Genomic DNA, 11,137 nt, shown 5'->3' with positions numbered 1-11,137 from the left:
CGGTCGCTATAGGGACCGGATCCCGACGACGATCACCGGGGATGGGGGCAGAAAACCGACAACGATCACTGGCTTCGTCAGGCGGCGACGGGGAGAGAATCGCCCCGGGCGACATCGTCGACGTCACCTTCTTCACCAGCCTGCACGGCCCGCCGGCCGAACACCCACACGTACGTCAGGAACGCCACCTCGGCCACGACCCCTATCCCCACCCGGGCCCATGTGGGCAGGCCCGACGGTGTCACGAACCCCTCGATGACACCGGAGATCAGCAGGACGCCAACCAGCCCCACCGCCAAACCCACCACCGCGCGCCCGGCCCGCGCCAACGCCTCAGTACGTCGCAACGGCCCTGGATCGATCACCGTCCAGCCCAGCCGCAGGCCGGCACCGGCGGCAATAAACACCGCCGTCAGCTCCAACAACCCGTGCGGCGTGATCAGCCCGAAGAACACGTCCAAGCGTCCGGCGGCGGCCATCAGCCCGGCCGACACGGCCACGTTGAGTACGTTCATCCAGAGAACGACGATGACCGGCACCCCAAGAAACACACCCAGGATCAGGCAGGCGGCCGCCACCCACAGGTTGTTGATCCACACCTGGGCAGCGAACGAGCCGGCCGGGTGGGTGGAGTAGTAGTCCTCGAAGTCGTGTTCGACGAGTTGCCGGATCTCCTCCGGGGCACCGATGGCCATCTGTACGTCCGGGTTGGCCTCGACCCACCACGCCACGGCGGTACCGACGACGACGAACGCCACCGCGACCGCTACCCACCAGCGCCGGTTGCGGTAGACGGCGGCCGGAAACCCCACGGTGAGGAAGCGGACCACATCGGACCACCGAGGGTCCCGGGCACCCGTCACCGCGGCCCGGGACCGCGCCACCAAGCTGGATAGACGCCCGAGCAGGACGGCGTCGGGTGCCGCGGAGCGGGCCATGGCCAAGTGGGTAGAGACGCTCCGGTACAGCCCAACCAGCTCATCGGCCTCGGCGCCGGTTAGGCGACCCGGACGGCGAACCAAGGTGTCCAGGCGGTCCCACTCGTGCTGGTGCGCGGCGATGAACGCCTCGACGTCCACGGGCCTCCTTCCGCCGCTGGCTAACGGCTAGACGCTACCAATGACGGCGGGCCGATGCTCCACCCGGCGACGGGCTGTCTACCGGACACCGGAGCACGTGCGCGGTGTGGGGCAGACTGGGGGGATGAACGACGTGGTGACCGGCGAGGCTGTACCGCTAGAGCTGCGCTTGGCGAAGCTGCCGTCCCGGGTGCTGTCCATCGCCATCGACGTGGCGATCTACGCCGGTTGCGGGCTCGCGCTGTTCGGGATCGCCAACGCGGTGGTGCCGGCGCTCGATCCGGCGTTGGCCACCGCTCTCGGCTTGGTCGTCACCATCACCCTGCTCGTCGCCGTCCCGGCGACCATCGAAACACTCACCGGCGGCCGGTCGGCGGGCAAGTACGCGCTCGGGTTGCGGGTGGTTCGCGACGACGGTGGGCCGATCCGCGCTCGGCATGCTCTCGTGCGCGCCCTCAGCGGAGTGTTCGCCGACTTCGTCGTCACACTCGGTGTCGGAGCGATCTTCTGCTCGCTCCTGAACGAGCGCGGTAAACGTATCGGTGACGTGCTCGCCGGCACTGTGGTGTTGCGCGAACGTATTCCCTCACTTCCCGGGCCGCCGGCCGTACCACCCGAACTGGCTGGTTGGGCCCGCACCCTCGAACTGGCCCGGCTTCCCAACGACCTCGCGCTCAACGCGCGGAACTATCTCATCAGGGCACCACAGATGGCTCCCGCCGTGCGGGACGACCTGGGCGCACGGCTAGCCGACCAGGTTGCCTCCGTGGTCACCCCACCACCGCCGCCAGGTGTGCCGGCGTGGGCCTATCTGGCGGCAGTGCTAGGCGAACGCGGGCGCCGGGAGATTGAGCGCATGTCCGGCCAGGCCACCACCCGGGTTTCCCACGAAGCGACGCCGCCCCCTGCGCAGCCGCCATCCGTCGACGGCTCCGACCAGTCCAGTCATCAGCGGCCTACCGGTGGGTTCGCACCTCCACGGTGACGCATCCGCCTTGTGCGCCACGAGGCCTCGGCACCCGGCGAGGCCAGGAACGGTGTACACACCCGGGCTCAGGCGATGCGGTCGATCACCAGCGGCAGCAGATCGGGCCGGGATCCCTCGGGTCCTACGGCGTACGCACCGTCGAGCACCTCCAACGCTCGCTCGAACCTCTCTGGTTCGTCGGTGTGCAGGGTCATCAGCGGTTCGCCACCCCGGATGGACGCTCCGGGCTTCGCGTGTAGTTCGACACCCGCGCCAGCTTGAACCGCGTCCTCTTTGCGAGCTCGTCCGGCGCCGAGGCGCCACGCGGCCACTCCTACGCTGTAGGCATCCAGCCCGGTGAGCACACCAGCGGCCGGGGCCACGACGGTGTGGCTATGACGTGCGGTGGGTAGCGGCGCTTCCGGGTCTCCCCCTTGGGCAGTGATCATCCGCCGCCACACGTCCATGGCGGAGCCGTCGCGCAGGGCGTCCGCCGGGTCGATACCGTCGAGCCCCGCGCCTTCGAGCATCTCCCGGGCCAGTGTGATGGTGAGGTCGACGACGTCGTCGGGGCCGCCACCGGCGAGCACCTCCACCGCTTCTCGGACCTCCAAGGCATTGCCGACGGTGCACCCGAGTGGCGTCTGCATGTTGGTGAGCAGCGCTACGGTGTGGACACCCGCGTCGGTACCGAGGTGGACCATGGTGCTGGCCAGCTCACGTGCGGCGGTGACGTCCTTCATAAAAGCGCCGGAACCGACCTTGACGTCCAGGACCAGCGCCCCGGTGCCCTCGGCGATCTTCTTGCTCATGATCGAGCTGGCGATGAGCGGGATCGACTCGACGGTTCCGGTGACGTCGCGCAAGGCGTACAGGCGTTTGTCGGCCGGCGCTAGGTCGTCGGTCGCCGCACAAACCACCGCACCCACGTCGCGGACGACGGCCAGCATCTCCGGGGCAGCCAGGGATGCCCGCCAGCCCGGAATAGCCTCGAACTTGTCCAGGGTGCCACCCGTGTGGCCGAGGCCCCGGCCGGATAGTTGCGGGACGGCCGCACCACACGCGGCCACGGTGGGGGCGAGCGGCAACGTGATCTTGTCACCGACCCCGCCGGTGGAATGTTTGTCTGTTGTTGGCCGCGGGACGGATGACCAGTCCATTCGCACGCCGGATCGCACCATGGCGTCGGTCCATCGAGCGACTTCGCGCCGCGACATCCCGTTGAGGAGAACCGCCATCGCTAGCGCTGCCATCTGCTCGTCGGCGATCCCGCCGTCATGCCCATGTGCGTATACGTCGATGACCCAGTCGATCTGCGCGTCGGACAGCTCTGAACCGTCACGTTTGGTTCGGATGATGTCGACGGCGTCGAAGCGGGATGCGCTAGTCATGCGCCCAACGATGCCCGACTCGAGGCGCCGCCGGCCACCCACCCTCCCCCCCCCGCAGCGCACTAGTGTGTCGCGGGTGTTTTTGGTGACTTGTCGGTTGGGGTTAGCGGGCGACGGCGCGGTGTAGTGCATCCGATTGCGTCTTAGCCTCGATCCGTGGAGTGGCGATCGGATCTACAAGCAGCCCGTTCGTCGCGGCCATCGGTCTCGGCGTACATTTCTGGCGACGCCCGCGCTCGGCCGGCCGCAACAAGCTTCCTCACGGCACGCCGCCGAGTGCAGTAAGCCTCCTTGTTGTCGCCCTGGCGACAACAAGCCTCCTTGTGCCCAGAGCGAAGGCCGCAGTAAGCCTCCTTGTTGTCGCCCGGACGGCGACACGCGTCCCTCGCGATGAGGACTCTGCTGCTTGCCCCGGACTCCGCTACCGCCAAATGGCGTTAAAGCCCGAATCCGGCTCTTAACACCACCTGGCAGTAGCGAAGTGCGCGATATCGCCCACCCAGAGGAGCGACAACGGGCCGACCGCGGCACACCTCGTCGCTCCCGCCCCATGATCATGAACACTTTGCCGGGTCATGACCCGGCAAAGTGTTCATGATCATGGGGCGGGGAGGGACGAGGTGGAACGGCCAGAGCATGTCCTACCGCCCAGTACCGGTACGCCACCGCGGTAGTGCCGAAGCCGGCCGCGATCAGCAGCAGCACCAGGTGAGACTGGCCGGTTGGTGGCAGCAAAAGCGCAGCGACGCAGATCGCCGCCACGAACGTCGCGTTGAAGGCGACGTCGTAGAACGAGAAGACACGTCCCCGGTACTCGTCGTCCACATTCTCATGAATCACTGTGTCGACGACGATCTTCACACCCTGGGTGGCCAGCCCGAGGACGAGCGCCACCACCGCCAGCGCGGGCACGGTGAACAGACCCCCGGGGGCGATCACGGCGACCGCGGCCGCGCCCAGCAGCACCGCCGCCCAGGTCTCTTTCCGCATCCGCCGGGTGGCCAGCGGCGTCACCATGGCGGCCAGCGCGAATCCCGCACCGGACAGTCCCAGCAACAGCGCCAGGGTGCCGAGGCCCGCGTCGACGTCGTCGGGGTCATGGAAGTAGTTACGCGACAGCAGGATGGCCACGATCAAGGTGAAACCGTAAAAGAACCTCGTGCCCGCCATGGCGAGCAGGCCGAGCAGTGCTGGCCGCCGGCTGGCCACGTGCCGGGCTCCGGCAGTCATCCCCAGCACCACCTGCCGAGCCGCATGTCCGAGCGTGATCCGCGCTGCCCCCTCGTCGGGGCCCAGTACACGCCGCCCGAGCCGCAGCGCCAGCAGCCCCGCGACCAGGTACATCACGGCGCTGGCGACGACGACCGGGCTCTCGGCGGACTCGTCCGCGTCCGAGCCGAGCACCCAGCGCTGGGTGGCATACCCGAGACTCACACCGGTGACGACGGCGACGGCCCCAGCGGTCGGTGCGATCGAGTTGGCCAGGACCAGCTCGGAGCGAGGTACGACGCGGGGTACCGATGCGCCGAGTCCCGCCAAGATGAACCGGTTGAGCGACAACATGACGAGCACCGTGGCGAACAACAGCGGCCCGATGTTGCCGTCGATCACCTGCCAGGCAACCACCAGTGCGAGCGCGGCGCGCAGGAAATTGGCCAGCAACAAGATCTGGCGGCGTTGCCAGCGGTCCAACAACACCCCAGCGAATGGTCCGACTACGGAGTACGGCAACAGGATGACGGCGAACGCCGCGGCCGCCGCCGGCGCCGTAGTCTGCCGCTCCGGCGAGAAGAAAACAAACGAGACGAGTGCCACCTGTAACACACCGTCACCCACCTGGCCGGCGATCCGCACCGCGAACAGGCGCCGGAACCCACTCCGGCGCAGCAACGTCCACACATCGGCGAGCAGTCCGCTCTTAACAGGCACGCCTGACAGCCTAGTTGGCGGCTGTCCGCGGCCGCCGGAGGTGATGCGCCCTGTTCCGGTACGGCCACCTGGGGCGTCGCTGGACGTTCAGATGGGCCGCGGACAGTGGCCCGGAATTGTTCATCCCGTGTCCGCCAGGTGGTACCAGGGTGCTGGCGGAGCTGTTCACAGCTCGAAGGCCTGCGGCAGCACCTGCGTCATCGCCAGCACACCGGCTGGAGTATCGACGAGCAGCTCCGCGCCGCCATGCTCCCAGAGCAACTGGCGGCACCGCCCACATGGCATGATCGTTTCCCGGTCCGCACCACCCACACAGGTGAACGCGACCAGCCGGCCGCCGCCGGTGGCCATCAGACTCGACACCAAACCACATTCGGCACACAGGGTCAGTCCGTACGACGCGTTCTCGACGTTGCAGCCAGTGACCACCCGCCCGTCGTCCACCAGTGCCGCAGCCCCCACGGGGAACGACGAGTACGGCGCGTAGGCATGCCGCGACGCTTCCCCTGCCGCTGCTCGCAACGCTGCCCAATCAACCTGCTCAGCCATAGAGTCTCTCCATCCGCGACGCGCGTCGATCCACGTCAGTGTTCCTCGCCGCGGCGGTATCGGACCCCGTCGGCCGCTGGTGGCCGCAGCCGCTGCGAGGCGGTGGCCAGCACCGCCAGGGTCACCAGGTACGGCGTCATGGTCGTGACCTCGTGCGGCAATGCGTCCAACCCGGCCCAACCCACGACCGCGAGCCCTGCCAGGACAAGAAGCACAGCGCTGAGGACGTAGCGGCGCCGGTACAGGTCCCAGATACCAACGGCGGCCAGAATGAGGCCGACGAGCAGGAGAAGTGCCAGGATCGCCGCCGACGTCGCGGCCCGCAGCCGGACCGCGTCGGCATATCCGAACAGACCGGACCCGGCCAACAGCCCGCCCGGGCGCCAGTTGCCGAAGATCATCGCGGCTAGCCCGATGAACCCGCGGCCCCCGGTCTGACCTTCCCGATACGACTGCTCGAACATGACGAGCACGAATCCGCCTAGTCCGGCCAGCGCTCCGCTGACCACCACCGCCAGGTACTTCATCCGATAGACGTTGACACCGAGCGACTCCGCCGCGACCGGGCTCTCTCCCGCCGAGCGCCAACGCAAACCCAACGCGGTGCGCCACAGAATGAACCACACCAGTGGGATCATCGCCAGCGCGATCAGGGTGAACACGGTCAGGCCGCTGGTCAAGCCGCGGAGCAGGCCGCCCACGTCGGAGATCAGGAAAACGCCGGTGTTTTCGAGCCGGCCGAGCACATTCGGACCGGAGGACAGAATCGGTACATCGAACGTACTCACCGACCCCAGCGGAGGCGACATGGTCGGTCCGCCACCCTCGGTCGCGTCGGTGTAGACCGCTTCGGACAGGAACCGCACCAGGCCAGCCGCGACCAAGTTGATCGCCACACCGCTGACGATGTGATCGACGCCGAAGCTAACGGTGGCCACAGCATGCAGCAACCCGCCCAGCGCACCGCCGATCAAGGCACCGAGCAGAGCACCCCACGGCCCGTAGTGCCAGCCACCGAAGCCGGCCCCCCACGTTCCGAGGATCATCATGCCTTCAAGACCAATGTTGATCACACCGGCCCGCTCGGCCACCAGGCCACCTAGGGCGCACATGGCGATCGGCAGCGCCAGCGTAAGCATCGCACGGGCGGTTCCGCTGCTGGTCAGCACAACTTCGCCGCTGACGACGCGGACCAGCGAGATGGCGATGAACCCGAGCGCCACCAGCAGAAGCATCCGGTGCATGCGGGACAGCCGATGTGCCTGGCCGTCCGGCTCGGTCTGAATCGGCGGCTCGGTCCGTGTTGTCATCGAGCCACCTCCTCGGTCACCGTCGCCGGGTCTTGAGCGCGAGCCCGTCGTTCCTCACGGCGGAGCATTCCACGACGGGCGACTTCGTCGACCACGAGAACGGACAGCACGACGATTCCCTGCATGATGATCACGGCGGCCGGCGGTATCCCCTCGGATTGCAGGCTCGGCCCGGCCCGGTCCAAGAAGGCGAAAAGCAACGCCGCCAGGGCGATGCCCACCGGTTTGTTCCTCCCCAACAGGGCGACCGCGATACCGGTGAACCCGTAGCCGGAGACGAATGAGTCAGCTTGGAATCGGTGTGCGGACCCGAGTAGGTCCGGCAGGCCGACCAGCCCGGCCAACGCCCCGGACACCAGCATCGCCTTGATGATCATCGCCTTCGACGAGATCCCATTGGCGGTGGCAGCGAACGGGTTCAGCCCGGTGGCCCGCAGCTCGAACCCGAACCGAGACCGCGACAGCACGATCGCCATCACGATCCCGACCACGATCGCGACGACGACGAACCCGTGCACCGGGCGGCGCGGCTCTTCGAGCCCGATCACCCCGAACAACTCGTTCAGCCCGGGGAACTGGCCGGATTCCGCGATCCGCCGCGTCGCGACGTTCTCGCCGGGCCCGAGATCGGGGTCGACGAACGGCACCCGCACCATCCAGGCGGCTAATGCGATCGCGATCGAGTTCAGCATGATCGTGGAGATGACCTCGCTGACTCCGCGGGTCACCTTGAGCACCGCGGGAATGGCGGCGTACACAGCGCCGGCAGCCATGGCGGCGACGACGATCACTAACACGTGCAGTGGCGCCGGTAGCACCAGCGCCGCCCCCACACCTGCTGCCACCACGGTAGCGATCCGGTACTGGCCTTCGACTCCGATGTTGAACAGGCCCATCCGGAAGCCGATGCTGACCGCCAAACCGGCCAGGAACAGGGGCGCCGCCCGGTTGATCCAGACGCCGATCGAGTTCGCCTGCGCCACACTCGTTTCGCCGAAGTCGAATAGGGCGGCCAGCGCGCGTAGTGGATTCTCACCGATGATCAGGATGAACAGAGCCGTGATGACGAGCGCCACACCCAACGCGACCAGCGTCGGCGCCATCCGCCGCCACCATCCGAGCAGCCGCGTCATGCGAGTTCTCCCGGGTCGTCGGCTGGGCCGGCCTCAGCAGGAGTGGCGCCGGTCATGTAGCTGCCGAGGATCTCGGGGGTGACGTCGGCGGGATCGAGTTTGGCGACGATACGCCCACCGAACAACACGTAGAGCGTGTCGGAGAGGCCGAGCAACTCGTCGAGATCAGCCGAGATGAGCACGGTCGCCAGGCCAGCGGCGCGAGCCTCGCGCAAGCGATCCCAGACGGCGGCCTGGGCCCCGACGTCGATGCCGCGTGTTGGATGCGCGGCGACCAACACTCGCAGCTGGGTGCTCATCTCCCGCCCAATGACGAACTTTTGCTGGTTGCCACCAGACAACGCGGCGGCCAAGGTCTCCGGTCCGGGCGCGCGGACGTCGTAATCCGTCATGATCTGCGCCGCCTCGGCCCGCGCCGACTTGGGGTTGATCCAGAATCGGCCCCCCGCCGGCTCCTGGCTATGCCAGCCCAGCAACCGGTTCTCCCACAAGGGCGCGTCCAGCAACAGGGCCTGCCGATGCCGGTCTTCGGGGATGAAGCCCACCCCACTGACCCGCCGGCGGTGCGCCGACCACTGGGTGACGTCGTCGGCGCCGAGCACCACCCGGCCCGCGTCCAAGGATCGCAACCCCATGATGGCCTCGACCAGCTCGCTCTGGCCGTTGCCCTCCACCCCGGCGAACCCGACGATCTCCCCCCGGCGGACGTCGAAGGAGATATCTCGCAGCAGGTCAGGACCATCGTCGGAGGTGATGGTGACGTCCGTGACCGCCAACTCCACGTGATCGGTCACAGTGGACTCGGCGGTTTGCGGCGTGGGCAGTTCGCTGCCGACCATCAACTCCGCGAGCTGGCGCGACGTCGTCGTCCCTGGTTCGACGGTGGCCACCGTCGAACCGCGCCTGATCACCGTGATCCGATCGGCCACCTGGAGTACTTCATCCAGCTTGTGACTGATGAAGATCACCGACAGGCCCGCCGTCCGCAGCTGGACCAGGTTGGAGAACAGCGCATCGACCTCTTGCGGCACCAGTACGGCCGTCGGCTCGTCCAGGATAAGCACCCGCGCACCGCGGAATAGCACCTTGGCGATCTCCACCCGCTGGCGGGCGGCGACCGAGAGTTCCTCGACCAGCCGGTCTGGATGCAGGCCCAAACCGTAGCGGTCGGACAGCTCACGGATCTGTCGGCGGGCCGCGGCGTAGTCGAGCCGAATACCACGGCGCGGTTCCGCCCCCAGGACGATGTTCTCCAACACGGTCAGGTTGTCGGCCAGCATGAAGTGCTGGTGCACCATGCCGATGCCGAGGTCGATCGCATCTTTGGGGGTGTGGAACCGCACCAATTCGCCATCCACCGTGATGGTTCCCTCGTCCGGCTGATACATGCCGTAGAGGATCTTCATCAGAGTGGACTTGCCGGCGCCGTTCTCGCCGACGACGGCATGTACCTCACCGCGGCGCGCGTCGAGGTGAACGTCGCGGTTCGCCACTACACCCGGAAACCGTTTGGTAATCCCGGTCAACTGGACGACAGCGGGTTCGTCGTCCTCGACGGTCACATCCTGATCGGCGTTGTCCATGGGCCCCCTTCACGGGTCGTGCCGGGCCCGGCGGCCGATGTGCCGGCTACCGGACCCACACAGACGTCGTGAGAACTACTCCGTCGGGCTGACCTCGATCTCACCGTCGACGATCCGCTGCTTGTAGTCGTCGAGTTCATCGACGATGTCGTCGATGAACCCGCCGCTGGTGGTGTAGCCAACACCGTCATCGGACAGGTCGTAGGCATGGGACACGATGTCCTCGCCGTCGGCGAAGGCCGCGATGCTGTCGAAGACGGCGACGTCGACCCGTTTCAGCATCGACGTGAGGATCACCTCTTGCAGCTCTGGATCGCCGACGGTCTCGTACTGGTCCGAGTCGGTGCCGATGGCCCATTTGCCGGCATCAGCGGCCGCCTGGAAGGTACCGACGTTGGAGTCACCTGCTGGTGTATAGATCACGTCGATACCGCGGTCGTACATCGCTTCTGCTGCCACCCTGGCGCCAGCCGCATCCCGGAAGCCGCTGGCGTCCTCGCCGGCCGCCAGCCGCTGGTCGGCGATCTCGATGGATGGGTCGACAGCTTCGACGCCCTGTTTGAACCCAGCGGCGAACGCGTTGATGACCGCGCCCTCGTTGCCGCCGATGATGCCCACCTGGCCGGACTCCGTCTTCAGCGCCGCCGCTACTCCCATGAGGAACGAACCCTCATGATCGGCGAAGGTCATCACCGCGACGTTGTCGTGGTCGCTGGGGATACCGTCGATCCGGATGAACTGGACGTCTGGATACTCACCGGCAGCCGTGTCCATGTCCTCGATGAAGGCGTAGCCGATCCCGAAGATCGGCTCGCGGCCAGCGTCAGCCAACTCCCGCAGCAGCTCACCGCGGTTCGACCCGTCCGGGTTCGGCGACAATTCTTGGAAGTCGACGCCCAGCTCATCCCGAGCACGTTCGAGCCCGGCGGCCGCGGCGTCGTTGAATGAACGGTCGCCCCGCCCCCCGATGTCGAACGCAAGTCCGACACTCAGGTCGCTGGCGGCGCCGTTGTCGCTGGTAGTGCCGTTGTCGCCGTCGTCATCGCTGGCACATGCCCCGAGCAGTAGCGCCAGCCCAGCAGCACCCACCGCATATTTCAACACCCGTCGCATGGGCGTCTCCCTCCAATGGCCTTTGGCTTCGGGCATGACGTCAATGAATACGGCCCGAGGACGGAGAGCGTAGCCGCCGAAAC

General features: G+C 67.3%; 9 protein-coding genes. 1 reads left to right on the top strand and 8 read right to left on the bottom strand.

The features are described from left to right. Nucleotides 1-77: 77 nt before the first annotated feature. Entirely contained in the window at nt 78-1,079 is a 1,002-nt protein-coding gene (locus G8760_RS24330) for a stage II sporulation protein M (protein WP_166355435.1), read from the bottom strand. A gap of 124 nt (nt 1,080-1,203) precedes the next feature. Between G8760_RS24330 and G8760_RS24325 the strand changes: the two genes are divergently transcribed. Next, a complete protein-coding gene (locus tag G8760_RS24325; protein ID WP_166355434.1) occupies nt 1,204-2,064 on the top strand; it encodes an RDD family protein in 861 nt (286 codons plus the stop codon). A gap of 68 nt (nt 2,065-2,132) precedes the next feature. On the opposite strand, the gene G8760_RS24320 is transcribed toward G8760_RS24325, so the two are convergent. The 7 genes from G8760_RS24320 to G8760_RS24290 all read right to left on the bottom strand — a co-directional run bounded on the left by G8760_RS24320 (nt 2,133) and on the right by G8760_RS24290 (nt 11,054). Then, complete coding sequence (locus tag G8760_RS24320; protein WP_166355433.1) at nt 2,133-3,437, bottom strand: thymidine phosphorylase; 1,305 nt, start codon at nt 3,435-3,437, stop codon at nt 2,133-2,135. 573 nt (nt 3,438-4,010) lie between these two features. Then, entirely contained in the window at nt 4,011-5,366 is a 1,356-nt protein-coding gene (locus tag G8760_RS24315) for an MFS transporter (RefSeq protein WP_166355432.1), read from the bottom strand. A gap of 165 nt (nt 5,367-5,531) precedes the next feature. Further along, entirely contained in the window at nt 5,532-5,915 is a 384-nt protein-coding gene (locus tag G8760_RS24310) for a cytidine deaminase (protein WP_166355431.1), read from the bottom strand. A gap of 35 nt (nt 5,916-5,950) precedes the next feature. Continuing rightward, a complete protein-coding gene (locus G8760_RS24305; RefSeq protein ID WP_166355430.1) occupies nt 5,951-7,225 on the bottom strand; it encodes an ABC transporter permease in 1,275 nt (424 codons plus the stop codon). Beyond that, on the bottom strand, nt 7,222-8,358 hold the full coding sequence (locus G8760_RS24300; RefSeq protein WP_166355429.1) for an ABC transporter permease: 1,137 nt from the start codon (nt 8,356-8,358) through the stop codon (nt 7,222-7,224). Before G8760_RS24300 ends, G8760_RS24305 begins: the two co-directional genes overlap by 4 nt. Continuing rightward, nucleotides 8,355-9,941, bottom strand: a complete 1,587-nt coding sequence (locus G8760_RS24295) for an ABC transporter ATP-binding protein (RefSeq protein ID WP_166355428.1) — start codon at nt 9,939-9,941, stop codon at nt 8,355-8,357. Before G8760_RS24295 ends, G8760_RS24300 begins: the two co-directional genes overlap by 4 nt. Before the next feature lie 75 nt (nt 9,942-10,016). Beyond that, nucleotides 10,017-11,054 (bottom strand): BMP family lipoprotein, encoded by a 1,038-nt coding sequence (locus G8760_RS24290; protein WP_166355427.1) that lies wholly within the window; start codon nt 11,052-11,054, stop codon nt 10,017-10,019. Nucleotides 11,055-11,137: the final 83 nt, after the last annotated feature.

Source organism: Phytoactinopolyspora limicola, from assembly GCF_011320225.1.
In the GTDB taxonomy this organism is placed as follows: domain Bacteria; phylum Actinomycetota; class Actinomycetes; order Jiangellales; family Jiangellaceae; genus Phytoactinopolyspora; species Phytoactinopolyspora limicola.
The sequence above is the reverse complement of the archived record's forward strand: the minus strand, read 5'-3'. Positions and strand labels throughout refer to the sequence as shown.

What these genes read in the sequence shown, in the direction of transcription:
- G8760_RS24305 (WP_166355430.1), bottom strand. Translation starts at nt 7,225, where the DNA reads ATGACAACACGGACCGAGCCGCCGATTCAGACCGAGCCGGACGGCCAG.
- G8760_RS24300 (WP_166355429.1), bottom strand. Translation starts at nt 8,358, where the DNA reads ATGACGCGGCTGCTCGGATGGTGGCGGCGGATGGCGCCGACGCTGGTC.
- G8760_RS24290 (WP_166355427.1), bottom strand. Translation starts at nt 11,054, where the DNA reads ATGCGACGGGTGTTGAAATATGCGGTGGGTGCTGCTGGGCTGGCGCTA.
- G8760_RS24295 (WP_166355428.1), bottom strand. Translation starts at nt 9,941, where the DNA reads ATGGACAACGCCGATCAGGATGTGACCGTCGAGGACGACGAACCCGCT.
- G8760_RS24310 (WP_166355431.1), bottom strand. Translation starts at nt 5,915, where the DNA reads ATGGCTGAGCAGGTTGATTGGGCAGCGTTGCGAGCAGCGGCAGGGGAA.
- G8760_RS24325 (WP_166355434.1), top strand. Translation starts at nt 1,204, where the DNA reads ATGAACGACGTGGTGACCGGCGAGGCTGTACCGCTAGAGCTGCGCTTG.
- G8760_RS24320 (WP_166355433.1), bottom strand. Translation starts at nt 3,437, where the DNA reads ATGACTAGCGCATCCCGCTTCGACGCCGTCGACATCATCCGAACCAAA.